Origin of the sequence: Ruminiclostridium papyrosolvens C7 (assembly GCF_000421965.1) — a bacterium.
GTDB lineage: Bacteria > Bacillota > Clostridia > Acetivibrionales > DSM-1351 > Ruminiclostridium > Ruminiclostridium papyrosolvens_A.
Genome location: NZ_ATAY01000006.1, coordinates 55,903 through 70,333, shown reverse-complemented (window position 1 = coordinate 70,333; position 14,431 = coordinate 55,903). Strand labels below are relative to the sequence as shown.

Genomic DNA, 14,431 nt, shown 5'->3' with positions numbered 1-14,431 from the left:
CTGCTGGAATGGAGATGAAAACATGAATTATAAAATAACAGTGCTTCCGGGCGACGGAATAGGCCCGGATATAATAGCGGAAGCCTTGAAGGTTTTAGAACTGATAGGTAAAAAATATGGCCACAGCTTTTTATTTACAGAAGCCGATTTAGGCGGTATAGCTATAGACAGGCATGGAGAGCCCCTGCCTCAAGCTACGGTGGATACATGTAAGGGTAGTGATGCAGTTTTACTGGGAGCAGTAGGAGGCCCTAAATGGGACACATTACCAGGAAACAAGAGGCCTGAAGCGGGGTTGCTGGGGATAAGGGCGGCTCTCGGATTATACGCGAATCTGAGACCTGCGGTCATATATAATGCTTTAAAGGATGCATCCCCTCTGAAATCAGAAATAATAAGCAATGGTATTGACATTATGGTTATACGTGAATTAACCGGGGGCATATATTTCGGCAAGAGAGGCAGACTTGATACAGAAGGCGGAGAGGCTGCATTTGACACCGAAATGTATAATGTATCTGAAATAAAGAGAATAGCAAAAGTAGGCTTTGAAACGGCGATGAAGAGAGGTAAAAAGCTTATGTCCGTTGATAAAGCCAATGTACTTGAAAGCTCAAGACTCTGGAGACAGGTGGTTGAAGAGGTGGCAAAGGAATACCCGGAGGTTGCCTTAAGCCATATGTATGTTGATAATGCGGCAATGCAACTGGTAAGAAACCCTGCTCAATTTGACGTTATACTTACAAGTAATATATTTGGAGATATCTTATCAGACGAGGCTTCCATGATAACAGGTTCAATCGGAATGCTGCCATCTGCCAGTCTTGGTTCAACAAAGCTGGGGCTTTATGAGCCAATACATGGGTCTGCCCCGGATATTGCAGGGCAGGATAAGGCAAATCCTATTGCCACAATACTTTCACTGGCTATGATGCTAAGATATTCACTTGATTTGTCCGGAGAGGCAGATGCCATTGAAAAAGCTGTTGCAGATGTTTTAAATACGGGCTACAGAACTGCTGACATAGCATCTCCGGGTACTAAGATTGTTGGTACCAAGGAGATGGGAAAGCTCATAAGGGAGCATATGTAGTTAAACATATATACAATTCCTAAAGCTGTTGCAGACTATTTAAAATGGTTTACAACAGCTTTTTTTTAAAAGCCTCACAGATTTTTGAGCCATTCATCGGAAGAGAGAACTTTACTGAATCTTGCTGCTTGTGTAACCAGAATAGCTTTATGAAGATCTTCGGCTGAAATAGTTCCTGCATTATTTGAAAATTGGAGTGTTCCTGTAGCATCTGAGAGGAATTCTACAGAATAACCCATATGCATTGCCTGTCTTGCAGTTGTATCACAGCACATCTGAGTCATATAACCTGTTATTGTAACAGTATCAATGTCTAGTTCCTTCAGCACGGACTCCAGATTAGTATTTGTAAAGCTGCCGGGTAGATATTTTTCGACGATATAATTATATTTCCTAAGTAAGAGGTCAGGATGAATATCCCATTCGCTACTTCCTTTTTTGAACGTGACTGCATTTTCACCGGGAGAGGTATGCTGAATCAGAATAACCGGTATATTTTTATCGTTTGCAGTATCAACAACTTTTAGAATATTGCCGTAGCTGTCCGAAGGATATGTAACAGGTAATTTTCCAGTAAAATACTCGTTCTGAACATCAATTACCAGCAATGCTCGTTTCATAAAAATACACTCCTTTAGAATCAATTTTAACCGCAATGTAATTATACACTAAGAGAAGGAATATATATATTAGATTACGGTAATATCTGGAATTCACGGAAAACCTCAACGTTAATAATTAGCAGTTAAGAGCAGCAGGTCTTTTTTTACAGGTTCCAGTACAATAGATGTATTTGTACTGCCACTCCAATAGACCTTTTGACTTCGGTCAATCTTCATAAACAGGCAGTCTTTGCCTTCCAGAATATTGCCGGAGAAAATTTTCCCGTAAAATTCTTCAAGGCACAGGTCTTTTGAAAACAGGAATGTACTAAGAGGGATTCCTGTGTATCTAAAATGCCAAGGCTCATAGGTAGCTCCCGTAACTGCTGTCTTGTTGCTGCCATACCTTAGTATAAAGCCGTATTTATAGGCATTTGAGTCCAGCCATATCTGTTCCTTGGTTCCTTCAAAATTACTTCTATGCCGCCCCTTAATACTGAATAAATCCACGGCAAGACCTGTCTGATGTTCGGAATAACCGGGCATCGCTACCAGTAAACGAGTTTTTTCAAGGGCTTCCATATTGGTCCTACTGGTCTTTTTAAAAATGCTGAGATTGTAATCAAATATTTCTTTTTGAGAGGCCTCTGACCTATAGGCACTGTTTAAAACAAACCCCTTAACACCGTCCCTTCGGGCTGAGTCAAGCATGGAATACAAGGCCTTGGCAGTGGAGAAATCCAGCTTTAGCCCCGGGTTTTCAAGGACTATTTTATTTGAATCAATATCGACAAGGTCAATATTCATATTATTCTTATCCAAGGGAGTATCCTTGTTAACCAGAACTTTTGTGTTAGATGACTCAACAGCAACTTCACTGAATTTTTTTAAATCAAAGTTATGGTTTATATCCGTAATATATAAATTATTGTTAAGTATCATTATTTTTAAATAATTTGTGTTTTTCGAGATATATAAAACTGTTGGTGAAAGGACTGACTCTGCCTGTCCTGCTTGGTTAGAATCTTTTGCCCAATTCAGTTTTATTTCCGACACAGTAATGGGATTGCAAAAAACCAACACTGATACAAGCACTGCGAACATAAGGAACTTTTTCATTGTAGCCTCCTATTTTTTAACAATTATTATTATATGCTAAAAATCAGCTTCAAATAATAATAAAATGCTTTTATTTGTATTTATTAGTTAAATGAATAGTAAAGTTACATTTTGCAAATAATAGGCTATGAATTAACTATAAACAGCTGAAAAAATGGCTTATGGAGGCAGTGAGGATTATGAGTGTTCACGAAATATCACAACATAATGTAGATTTCAGGAAAGGTTTTATTTTATTAGGAGGTTGGATTTCCGCCGTGTTATCACTTTTCATTTATCCGTTTGTTTTCGGAATGGTAGGAGTGATTTCGGGGATTCTTGTCGCTAAAGATGAGAAAAGCAGAGTCGGAGTCATGCTTGTTGCAGCCTCAATTATACTCATGGGAGCAGGACTAGCTTTTAGTAACAGACTTTTGGCTACAACCATGAGCTATTTTGGATTTTAAATTTAATTAATAATATACCTTTAATATATTTGGAGGAAAACATGGAAGACTTGGTTAACGGCAACCTGCTGATAATAGGAGGGGCTGAAGATAAATGGGGCCAGAGTAAGGTACTCAAGCATGCCATTGAGATGTGCGGAGGACCGGAATCAAAAATCATGGTTTTGACAACAGCTACACAAAAACCGGAGGAAGTTGGCAAGGAATATAGGACTGTTTTTTCAAGACTTGGAGTAAAATCCATAGACGTTTTAAATGTAGACAGCAGAACAGATGCAAACAGCGACTCTGTGGCCCAAAAAATATCAGGTGCTGCAGGGGTTTTTTTTACAGGAGGCGACCAGCTGAGGATTACAAGCATATTAGGCGGTACAAAGACTGCCAAGGTTCTTATGGATATGTATAAAAAGGGAATACCTATTATAGGAACAAGTGCAGGTGCTTCGGTAATGAGCAGTGTTATGATAGTTGACGGTAATGGAAATTCAGCTGCAAGAAAATGTACCCTCGGGATGTCTCCCGGACTTGGATTTATAGATCAGGTTATAATAGATCAGCACTTTGAGCAAAGGGGAAGACTAGGCAGACTTTTGATAGGGGTTGCCCAAAACCCTTCAGTTCTCGGTATCGGTATAGATGAGGATACTTCAATAAAGGTATATTCAAATGCATCCTTTGAGGTAATAGGGACAAATTGTGTTACGGTAATCGATGGAAATACTATTCAGGAGTCAAATGTTTCAGAGCTGAAATCAGAAGAAATAATTGCATTGTCAAATGTAACCATACACATATTACCCGGTGGATACGGATATGATATCAGTCAGAGAAAAATAATAAGGCCTAAAGAAAACAAACACAATTAAATGTTGTAATTTCAACTTATCAGGAGGTTTTTCAAGGTGCAGATTCAAAGCATTTATTGCTTTAAAGGAAGGAATATATACAGTCACCAGCCGGTAATCCGTATGGTAGTGGATATAGGAAAGTACGAAGAGGGCCCTACCAAGGATATACCTGGATTCAATAAAAAACTTCTCGAATTTTTCCCTGAAATAGCAGAACACACCTGCGGAGTGGGGTATGTAGGAGGATTCGGTGAAAGGCTTATTGAAGGAACATACATCGGACATGTAGCTGAACATTTGATAATAGCAATACAAAACAGGTTTGGTTACTATGTAAAATATGGTAAAACCAGACAAATAGGTAATACATCTAAATATTATATAATTTATGAATACAGCAATGAGGCTTTTGCCGTTGAATGCGGCAGAAAGGCAATTGAAATAGTGGAAGCCTTTGCTGAAGGTAATCCCATAGATTTAGAAAAAATAATGAAGGAATTAAAATATATATCCTCAGATACCGACATGGGCCCCAGTACAAAAGCTATTTATCTGGCTGCAAAAAGAAGAGGAATACCCGTAACAAGAATCGGCGACGGAAGTATTCTTAGGTTGGGCTACGGAAAGTACACAAGGGTAATTCAAGCATCACTTACGGATGGGTCAAGCTGTATAGCGGTAGATATTGCATCAGATAAACAGATGACAAAAAAACTTTTAATGGATAATAACATACCGGTTCCATACGGAGTTGTTGTAAGAACCGAACAGGAAGCCTTTGAGGCTGCTGCAAAGGTAGGCTATCCTCTTGTAATTAAGCCGATAGATTCCAATCAGGGAAAAGGAGTTACTGTAAATATCTGTTCTGAGGATAAAATCAGGGTGGCTTTTACAGAAGCACGAAAATATTCGAAAAAAGTTATAGTTGAAAAATATGTATGCGGCAAGGATTACCGGGTGCTTGTAGTAGGAGAAAAGGTCTGTGCTGTTGCTGAACGCAGGCCTCCCCGTGTCACCGGGGATGGAATGAGTACTATAGCACAGCTTGTAGAATATGAAAACGCTAATCCTCTAAGGGGCGAAGATCATGAAAAACCGTTGACCCTTATTAAACTCGACGATATATCATTAAATTATCTTAAAACTCAAGGATATTCTCCTGACACCATTTTAGAACCCGGACAGACAGTTAATCTCAGGCAGAACGGAAATCTTAGTACAGGAGGAACAGCCAAAAACTGTACAAGAGAAATTCATCCCAAGAACGCACAGTACGCATTGGCTGCTGTAAAAGCCATGGGACTTGATATTGCAGGGGTAGATTTTTCTGCTCAGGATATTTCAATCCCTATTGATAACAACCGGGGTGCAATTATAGAAGTAAATGCGGCGCCGGGACTGAGGATGCATCTTCACCCAAGTGAGGGTGAGTCGGTAAATGTTGCTGATGCTATACTTGATATGATGTATCCGCAAAATAAACCGGTCAGCATACCTGTTGCCGCGGTTACAGGTACAAACGGCAAAACCACTACAACAAGACTCATAAGACATACCCTTTCACTTATGGGATACAATGTAGGTATGACCTCCACAAGCGGCATTTATATAGGCGATAAATGTGTGCAAAAGGGCGATAATACCGGCCCTGTCAGTGCAGAAGTCATATTGGCAAACAAGGAAGTTGATATAGCGGTTCTGGAAACGGCCAGAGGCGGAATAGTCCGTAGGGGATTGGGGTATGATCTGGCTGACGTAGGAGTTCTTATTAATATAAGTGACGACCATCTTGGAATAGACGGAATAAATACAATTGAGGATCTTGCAAAAACAAAGGCTCTTGTGGTAGAAGCTGTAAAGCATGACGGATATGCGGTATTAAATGCTGATGACGGGATGACACCTTATATATTGGAGAGGACTCGCAGCAATGTCATAATGTTCAGCAGAGGTGTATCAAACCCTTTATTTAAAAGGCATTGCAAAAACCCTAAAAATATATCTGTATATGTAAGGGACAGTTATATTTGGATTCAAAGAAATAACAAAAAGATTCCCCTTATAGGCTTGGACGATATCCCTATTACTTTCGGAGGAATAGTGGACTGTAATATAGAAAACTCTCTTGCTGCCATATCAGCGCTCATCGGACTCAATGTCCCGCTGGATATTATAGTAAAAGGTATGAGTACGTTCCAACCTGATACGGAGCTTAATCCCGGTAGATTTAATATTTTTGACATGGGAACATTTAAGGTTATGATAGATTACAGCCACAATATAGCAGGATATTCTGCTGTAGTAAAGTTCATGCAAAGGGTAAAGGCAAAAAGACTGGTAGGGATAATAGGTATGCCGGGAGACAGGCAGGATTCAAATTTAAAAGAGGTTGGGGAGCTTTGTGCCAACTCCTTTCACAAGATTTATGTAAAGGAAGATATTGATTTAAGAGGACGAAGACGAGGAGAAGTAGCGGATATATTTGAACAGAGCATAATTAACGCCGGAGCAAAAAGAGAAAATGTAGAAATTATATACAGTGAAACCGAGGCGCTCGAAAAAGCCATGCTCGATGCACAACCCGGCGATTTGATAGCATTGTTCTATGAAGAATTTGATCCGGCAATTCAGGTTATAAACAGGTTTAAACAAGAGCAGGAACATGCAAATGAACTGCTGGAAGGTAGTTTAAATGCATCTATTAAAAATATGGAGCAATTCAGTACAAAGTCATAGTTGTTTAAATAGGGGCTGTAGCAAATCAAATTGGTTTTGCGGCGGCCCCTATTTGATAAAATATCCTTCCCTTAACAGAACGTATATGGTAGAATTTAAAAAAATGTAATAATAATGGATTGATCTTTTCGTTTATTATATGGAGGATAAAATGCCTGAGGTTTATTATTATGTGAACTCTGATAAAGTATCGGATATACTCGACTGCGGTCTGAAACTGTCTGCTTTCTTTGATAAGGAAGTAATGATTGAGGGGGACATACAGCAGTGTTTTGCAGGTCTTATAAACCCAAGGGATGACATGAATTCATATAATTCGGAATCTCTTACCTGTATAAAGATAAATGTTAGAAGTGACAAATGTTACGTTGCAGACAGATTTGTTTACGAAACTATAAAAGAAAAGCCTGAGAACCTTGAATTATATAATAAATCAGTAATTCCGTTGGAGAAATATATTTTCGGTACTTACCGTAAACCGGAATGTCTTATTACCTCTACTATATTGGCGGGAGAGGCGGCCAGACTTGACAGGTGCATGGATTTACCTGTTATTTATGAAAATTCCGAAACCCTGTACATAAATAATATAATAAATAATTTCAGAGAACAGTACGATAAATTTGACGACTATCTTTTATACAGTTTTTTCAGCAGGCTTGAAGAAATGGGTAAAGTTAATACGATAAAAAGCAGTGACGGTGGAAAAGCTGTATTTACAACCGAGTCTGGGGAAATCTATTGCATAAGAATGCCTGAATTAAACAAAATATTTTAGACAGAGGTTTCATGTGAAAAATCAGATTTTAAAAATATTAAAAGAAGGATATAAATATATATCAGGCGAAGATATCAGTAAAGCTTTGAACGTCTCCAGAACTGCAGTTTGGAAACATATAAATGAATTGAGAAAAGACGGGTATATTATAGAGTCATCATCAAAAAAAGGATATAGATTTCTTAAAGCACCAGATATACTGGACAAGAGGGAAATTAATATTCCGCAGGGACAGTTGATAGGAGCTGATATACAGCACTTTGAGGAAATAGATTCAACAAATAGTTATGCAAAAAAAATTGCAAACGAAGGCTGTGCTCATGGAACGGTTGTTGTAGCGGACAGGCAGACAACGGGTCGGGGTAGGATAGGAAGGCAATGGCAGTCTGATACATCAGAAGGAATATGGTTCTCCATAGTTTTAAGGCCGGAAATGGAACCTGAAAATATACAGGTAATAACTCTTGCGGCATCAGTTGCAGTAGTTGAGGCCATTAAGGAAACTCTGGGAATAGTTTGCGGAATAAAATGGCCTAATGATATAATAATAGATGGAAGAAAACTAGGCGGCATTCTCACGGAGTTAAGTGCCGAGCCGGGCCATGTTAATTATGTGGTTGTTGGTATAGGAATAAATGCAAATCAGGATTCTGAGCATTTTGATTATGAGATAAGGCAAAGGGCGATTTCATTAAAAATGTTCGGAGGTAAGACCGTATCAAGGTCGAACTTGCTTGGCGGTATTCTGACCAATTTTGAAAAAATATATAAAAGCGTGCTACTTGGAAAAAACAAAGAGATAATAGATAGGTGGACAGAATATTCGGTCACTATAGGCAAAGAAGTAAAGGTTGCTTACAGAGATGTAGAATATATTGGAACGGCCCAATCCGTTGCATCTGACGGAAGACTTATTGTACAATGTAATGATGGAGTGACAAGAGAAATATCAGCAGGTGAGATTCAGGTTAGGGGCTTGCTGGGATATACATAGTGCTTAGCAAATATGGCAAGGAGGATTTTATCAGTGGTTAAGAAGAATGAATACCCGAGAAAAAATTATGTAGGGGATGACGGACAGGCCGGGCAGCAGACAACTCAACCTGCACCGCAACAAAAGGTATATCAGAAGGACGGAGAGACACATCACAAGGAAAGTCATGTCAGAAGTACCAGACCTCCCAGAGACCAGCAAAAAGAAGGTTACCAGCCCAGGGAAAACAATCCGCAAAAAAGGGACTTTACCCCCAGGGAAAATAACCAAAAAGATAATACAAGCAGGGAATCATCAGCTTCGAAAGATACTCAGCACAGAGAAAATAACCACCAGAGGAATTACCACCGGGAGAATTTTCAAGGCAGAGAAAATAGAGAGCCATACAAACAACATTTCCAGAGACCTGCTATCAAACCCCGTGCTGAGGAAACTGTAGAGGATATTGCTAATGATATAATAAGGATACAAAAAGAAATAGACCTTGAGTTAAAAGAGATAAGGAGTATGAGGCTTGGAGTTTAGGCCTTGTTATCTGGAGGTAATATGGTTTTAGTAGTGGATGTAGGGAATACACATACTGTTCTGGGTGTATTTGAAGGAAAAAAATTGCTTGCAAGTTGGAGACTTGGCACAAATAAAGAACGGACATCGGATGAACTGGGAATGATGATACTTGGATTGTTTAACCATGAGGAGCTTTCAGTAGATAAGGTTGAGGCAGTGGTTGTTGCATCCGTAGTACCACCCATTATGTATACGTTGGAACACGCCATAAAAAAATATATAAATATTCAACCCATGATTATAGGCCCCGGTACAAAAACGGGAATAAATATCAGGTACCAGAATCCCAAGGAAGTTGGTGCCGATAGGATAGTAAATGCCGTAGCCGGTTTTGAACTATACGGCGGCCCCCTTATTATTGTTGATATGGGTACAGCTACTACTTTCTGTGCAATATCGGAAAAGGGCGAATATCTGGGCGGTGTCATATGTCCGGGTATGAAGATAAGTGCGGAGGCATTGTATCAAAAGGCTGCAAAGTTGCCAAGAATTGATTTGGTAAAACCTGAAAGCGTTATCGGAAAGAATACGGTTTCAAGTATGCAGTCAGGAGTTTTTTACGGTTATGTAGGTCAGGTTGATTATATTGTTAATAGAATTAAAAAAGAAATGCGGGAGGATAACATTCGGGTTATTGCAACAGGAGGTCTTTCAAGACTTATAGCCGGGGAATCAATGACCATAAATGACGTTAATCCCACTCTTACTTTAGAAGGCCTTAGATTAATATACGAAAGAAATATATAAAAAACAAAAAAAGACATTTTAGGGTGTCTTTTTTTGTTAAAAACATTATTTTGTATACAAATAGAGTAATTAGGTTTAAAAATGCTTGATTTGGCCACAATAAATGATGTATTCTTAAAAATTCGTGATTAATTGGAATAGAAATCTAAAAAAAAAGGGAAAATTATGTTTGTATATTAAAACATATTGTGTTACGCTAATAGCAATTGTGAAAAATATGGAGGGATTTTAATGGGTTTTAAAGTTGCGATCATAGGAGCAGGATTTGTTGGAGCATCAGCTGCGTATGCGATGTCTATAAACAACTTGGTTTCTGAATTGGTATTAATTGATGTAAATAAAGAGAAGGCTTATGGCGAAGCTCTTGATATCAGCCATGGCTTATCATTTGCAGGAAATATGACAGTTTATTCCGGTGACTATTCAGATGTTAAGGATTGCGATGTTATAGTTGTAACTGCAGGTGCAGCAAGAAAGCCAGGCGAAACACGTTTGGATCTTGCAAAGAAAAATACTATGATAATGAAGAGCATCGTTACTGAACTTATGAAGCACTACAATACAGGTGTAATAGTAAGTGTATCAAATCCTGTTGACGTATTAGCGTACATGACTCAGAAGTGGTCAGGATTACCAGCAAACAAAGTTATAGGATCAGGTACAGTGCTTGACAGTGCTAGATTAAGAACTCACATCAGCCAAGCATTGGATGTAGACATTGCCAACGTCCACGGTTATATAGTTGGTGAACATGGTGATTCTCAGTTACCATTGTGGAGTGCAACTAATATTGCAGGCATACCATTTGATGAATATGTTAAAATTAATGGCTTAAACATTGATAAGGATGCTCTTTTCAGTGAAGTTAAGGTAGCAGGAGCAACTATTATAAAGAATAAGGGAGCAACTTACTACGGTATAGCTCTTTCAATCAACAGAATAGTTGAATCAATTTTGAAGGACTTCAATACTATCATGCCTGTTGGTACTGTTCTTGACGGACAATACGGATTAAAGGATGTTTTAGTGAACGTGCCTACAATAGTTGGCGGTAACGGAGCTGAAAAAGTTCTCGAATTGAACATTTCAGATGCAGAATTACAACTTCTGAAACATTCAGCTGAACAGGTTAGAGCAGTTATTGACGAAATTAAAGATATATAAGTTTTTAAAACCAAATAAGTATCTTTAATAAAAAGAATCAAAAATAGGTTGTGAAAGATTTCACAATAGTGTAAAATTAAGAGGAACAAATAAACATACTTAATCCTTTCGATAGAAGTATCGTTTATTTGTTTCTTGCATTAAGAAAAAACCAGCATATTTACTATTAAACGTTTGGAGGAATATCAAATGGGTACCATTTATGAGGATTCACTTAAAGCCCACGAAGAGTGGCAGGGAAAAATAGAAGTTGTATGTAAGGCTCCTTTAAAGGATAAAAGAGATCTTTCATTAGCTTATTCACCAGGAGTAGCTCAACCATGTCTCGAAATTCAGAAAGACGTTGAGAACTCATACAAATATACTAGAAGACACAATCTTGTAGCAGTTATCACTGACGGCACAGCTGTACTTGGCTTAGGAGATATCGGACCAGAAGCAGGTATGCCTGTTATGGAAGGTAAATGCTGTTTGTTCAAAACTTTTGGTGATGTTGATGCATTCCCTCTTTGTATAAAGTCAAAAGATGTTGACACTATAGTTGAAACTGTTAAATTGCTTGCAGGAAGCTTCGGCGGCGTAAATCTTGAAGATATAGCTGCTCCAAGATGCTTTGAAATAGAAGAAAGATTAAAGAAGGAAACAGATATTCCTATATTCCACGATGACCAGCATGGAACAGCTATTGTTACTGCTGCAGGTCTTATCAATGCATTAAAAGTTGTTGGTAAGAAGATGGAAGATATCTCAATAGTTGTAAACGGAGCGGGTGCTGCGGCTATAGCTATTACAAAGCTTCTTTTCTCAATGGGCTTAAGAAAAGTTGTTCTCTGTGATACAAAGGGTGTTATATATGAAGGCAGAGATAACCTCAACCCAATTAAAGCTGAAATGGCTAAAATCACTAACCTCGAAGGCAAGAGAGGCTTATTAAAGGATGTTATGGTTGGAGCAGACGTATTTATAGGAGTTTCAGCAGCAGGAACTGTAACAAAGGATATGGTTAAGTCTATGGCAAAAGATCCAATAATATTTGCTCAAGCTAACCCAACTCCTGAAATTATGCCTGAAGAAGCTCTTGAAGCAGGTGCTGCTGTTGTTGGAACAGGTCGTTCAGACTATCCAAATCAGGTTAATAACGTTCTTGCATTCCCTGGTATCTTCAGAGGTACTTTTGATGTAGGAGCTCGTGAAATAAATGATGAAATGAAGATAGCTGCTGCATATGCAATCGCTGGACTTGTTAGCGATGAAGAAAGAAATGCAGAGTATGTAATTCCAGCTCCATTTGATCCAAGAGTTGCAAAAGAAGTTTCAGCAGCAGTTGCTGAAGCAGCTAGAAAATCAGGTGTAGCTAGAAAGTAATTTTGTACATGAAAACAAAAAGGCTGCCTTTTTAATAAGGCAGCCTTTTTTATATAACGGTGGGAAATACAATGCTTCCCGCTATTTATTTTACTTATTTAATTAAAAATTATATGGTCTGATTAAAAGTGAATATTGATTGAAAAAGGTATATTACCTATAATGATGACGAAGATGTTGATAGCATTTTTTAAATATGGCAATAACCTAAAGTTAAATATTATCCCTGACGAATTTTTAGCCAAAGTTCTGTTTGGGATATTTTATTAATGTTTTTTTGCCTGCTAATAAACTGCTTTAATGCACCGAAAATATTAAATAATTTTATACTTTGCGGGGGTGGAAATACAACATGAAATTAAATAGAAATGGAATAAAGGATTATAGTGCGTGGGAAGCAAACCAAGTAGAAGTGCCTAAATTTGATTATGACGAGATGCTGAGAAAGACCAAAGAAGAGCCTAGATGGGTTCATTTTGGTGCCGGTAATATATTCAGAGGATTTATAGCAGCATTGCAGCAAAATCTTCTGAATTCGGGAAAAGCGGATTCAGGAATAATTGTTGCGGAAACCTTTGATTATGAAATTATTGATAAAGTATACAAACCTTTTGATAATCTCAGTTTATTGGTTCACCTTAATCCCGATGGAAGTCTGGAGAAGAAAATTATTGGTAGTGTTTTCGAAAGCTTGGTGGGAGATACAGCCAGAACTGAGGATTGGGAGAGGTTACAGGAAATTTTCCGTAAGCCGTCTTTGCAGATAGCCAGCTTCACAGTTACAGAAAAGGGCTATTCACTGACAGGAATGTCAAATGAATTCCTGCCTGATGTAGTACACGACATGGAGCATGGATTCAAGGATCCAAAAAGTCTCATTGCAAAAACAGCGTCATTGCTTTACGGCAGATTCTTGGCAGGAGCATTTCCGGTTGCAATGGTAAGTATGGATAATTGTTCGCATAACGGAGATCTTCTTAGAAAATCTATCCAGACACTTATTCAAAAATGGGTTGATAATGGAATAGTTGAAAAGGGATTTTTTGAATATATCAATAACCCTTCAAAGGTTTCGTTCCCATGTTCAATGATTGATAAAATTACTCCGAGGCCTTCTGAAACAGTAAACAAGGCTTTAGTGGAAATAGGACTTGAAGACACTGAAATTATTCGTACAAACAAGAATACATATATTTCACAGTTTGTAAATGCTGAGAAACCGCAGTATCTGGTAATTGAAGACCAATTCCCCAATGGCAGAATGCCTCTTGAGGATGCTGGAGTGTATTTCACAGACAAAAGTACAGTTGAAAATGTAGAGAGAATGAAGGTTACAACATGCTTAAATCCTCTGCACACTGCACTTGCCGTATTCGGATGCCTTTTGGGATATACACTGATAGCTGATGAAATGAAGAACCCACAGTTGAGAAAGCTGGTAGAAAATATAGGCTATAAAGAGGGAATGCCTGTAGTTATTAACCCCGGAATCATTGAGCCTCAGGCTTTTATAGACGAAGTAATAAATCAGCGTTTTCCTAATCCGTATATCCCTGATACACCACAAAGAATCGCTTGCGATACATCGCAAAAAATACCGGTTCGTTTTGGTGAAACAATAAAGACATATGTTAGCCATCCCACATACGATGTAAAAAGCTTAACATATATCCCCCTTGTAATTGCAGGCTGGTGCAGATATCTAATGGGTATAGACGATAACGGAAATGTAATGGAGCTAAGTCCTGATCCGATGCTAGATCAGTTAAAAACGTATCTTGAAGGCATTGAGCTGGGAAAGGCCGATACAGTTGGAGAGCAGTTAAAGCCTTTGTTATCAAATGATAAAATTTTCGGAGTGAATCTGTATGATGTAGGCCTGGGTGAAAAAATTGAAGGATATTTCAAGGAATTTATTGCAGGCAAAGATGCAGTTAAAAACGTATTAGAAAAGTATGTAAAATAAAACGGA

Annotated in this window: 13 protein-coding genes; 11 read left to right on the top strand and 2 right to left on the bottom strand. The window is 38.3% G+C overall.

The genetic code is table 11. From position 1 onward, the window contains the following. Nucleotides 1-22: 22 nt before the first annotated feature. Complete coding sequence (gene leuB, locus L323_RS21925) at nucleotides 23-1,093, top strand: 3-isopropylmalate dehydrogenase (protein ID WP_020813785.1); 1,071 nt, start codon at nucleotides 23-25, stop codon at nucleotides 1,091-1,093. Between the two features lie 74 nt (nucleotides 1,094-1,167). Here the strand turns inward: leuB and L323_RS21920 are convergent, their stop codons facing one another. Continuing rightward, the gene (locus L323_RS21920) at nucleotides 1,168-1,713 is read right to left on the bottom strand and encodes a cysteine hydrolase family protein (protein ID WP_020813784.1); all 546 of its coding nucleotides are present in this window, start codon (nucleotides 1,711-1,713) and stop codon (nucleotides 1,168-1,170) included. A 111-nt stretch (nucleotides 1,714-1,824) separates the two neighbouring features. Continuing rightward, complete coding sequence (locus L323_RS21915; RefSeq protein ID WP_020813783.1) at nucleotides 1,825-2,814, bottom strand: M15 family metallopeptidase; 990 nt, start codon at nucleotides 2,812-2,814, stop codon at nucleotides 1,825-1,827. Between the two features lie 179 nt (nucleotides 2,815-2,993). Here L323_RS21915 and L323_RS21910 point away from each other — a divergent pair, with 179 nt between their 5' ends. The 10 genes from L323_RS21910 (at nucleotide 2,994) to L323_RS21865 (ending at nucleotide 14,425) form a co-directional block, all read left to right on the top strand. Beyond that, nucleotides 2,994-3,260 carry a hypothetical protein gene (locus tag L323_RS21910; RefSeq protein WP_020813782.1) on the top strand — a complete coding sequence of 89 codons (267 nt, stop codon included), beginning with the start codon at nucleotides 2,994-2,996 and terminating at the stop codon, nucleotides 3,258-3,260. Nucleotides 3,261-3,301: 41 nt separating this feature from the next. After that, the gene (locus L323_RS21905) at nucleotides 3,302-4,126 is read left to right on the top strand and encodes a cyanophycinase (protein WP_020813781.1); all 825 of its coding nucleotides are present in this window, start codon (nucleotides 3,302-3,304) and stop codon (nucleotides 4,124-4,126) included. Between the two features lie 36 nt (nucleotides 4,127-4,162). After that, nucleotides 4,163-6,844 (top strand): cyanophycin synthetase, encoded by a 2,682-nt coding sequence (gene cphA, locus L323_RS21900; protein ID WP_020813780.1) that lies wholly within the window; start codon nucleotides 4,163-4,165, stop codon nucleotides 6,842-6,844. 151 nt (nucleotides 6,845-6,995) lie between these two features. Beyond that, entirely contained in the window at nucleotides 6,996-7,622 is a 627-nt protein-coding gene (locus L323_RS21895) for a hypothetical protein (protein WP_020813779.1), read from the top strand. Between the two features lie 13 nt (nucleotides 7,623-7,635). Next, nucleotides 7,636-8,616 carry a biotin--[acetyl-CoA-carboxylase] ligase gene (locus tag L323_RS21890; protein WP_020813778.1) on the top strand — a complete coding sequence of 327 codons (981 nt, stop codon included), beginning with the start codon at nucleotides 7,636-7,638 and terminating at the stop codon, nucleotides 8,614-8,616. A gap of 33 nt (nucleotides 8,617-8,649) precedes the next feature. Beyond that, nucleotides 8,650-9,141, top strand: coding sequence for a hypothetical protein (locus L323_RS21885; protein WP_020813777.1), 492 nt, complete (start codon nucleotides 8,650-8,652; stop codon nucleotides 9,139-9,141). Nucleotides 9,142-9,162: 21 nt separating this feature from the next. Further along, the gene (locus L323_RS21880) at nucleotides 9,163-9,930 is read left to right on the top strand and encodes a type III pantothenate kinase (protein ID WP_020813776.1); all 768 of its coding nucleotides are present in this window, start codon (nucleotides 9,163-9,165) and stop codon (nucleotides 9,928-9,930) included. A gap of 231 nt (nucleotides 9,931-10,161) precedes the next feature. After that, the gene (locus tag L323_RS21875) at nucleotides 10,162-11,094 is read left to right on the top strand and encodes an L-lactate dehydrogenase (RefSeq protein WP_020813775.1); all 933 of its coding nucleotides are present in this window, start codon (nucleotides 10,162-10,164) and stop codon (nucleotides 11,092-11,094) included. A 189-nt stretch (nucleotides 11,095-11,283) separates the two neighbouring features. Further along, nucleotides 11,284-12,459, top strand: coding sequence for an NAD(P)-dependent malic enzyme (locus L323_RS21870; protein WP_020813774.1), 1,176 nt, complete (start codon nucleotides 11,284-11,286; stop codon nucleotides 12,457-12,459). 352 nt (nucleotides 12,460-12,811) lie between these two features. Next, entirely contained in the window at nucleotides 12,812-14,425 is a 1,614-nt protein-coding gene (locus tag L323_RS21865) for a mannitol dehydrogenase family protein (RefSeq protein ID WP_020813773.1), read from the top strand. Nucleotides 14,426-14,431 lie beyond the last annotated feature (6 nt).